At 53.2% G+C, this 301-nt stretch carries 1 protein-coding gene; it reads left to right on the forward strand.

What is annotated here, in order from left to right; all coding sequences use genetic code 11:
* A partial coding sequence (locus NUW23_16230; protein ID MCR4427694.1) for a hypothetical protein occupies positions 1-184 on the forward strand: 184 nt, incomplete at its 5' end.
* Positions 185-301: the final 117 nt, after the last annotated feature.

Here is a 301-nt window from a genome sequence, read left to right on the forward strand (position 1 = left end):
TGAGCCAGGAGGTCCAGACGCCGTTGTCTACGCGATACTGCACGTCGTAACTGGCAACGCCGGAACCCTGGTCGCTGCCACTCCACTCCACGGTGAAAGGCACGATGGAAACGAAAAAGGCCGGGCATCCCGCCCTGGCCTACATGAGCTAAGAACCGCACAGTCTGATGCAGCTACATTGTAGAAAGCTACTGAGGTGCCCAGACAGGATGGGTGTCGGAAAAATTGTTGTTGGTAATCCTCGTCAATTTAGAACCATCGGCCTCTAGCACATATATCTCTTCCGTTCTGCTTTCATGTA

The sequence above is a fragment of the Bacillota bacterium genome (assembly GCA_024655925.1).
Lineage (GTDB): Bacteria > Bacillota > DTU025 > DTU025 > JANLFS01 > JANLFS01.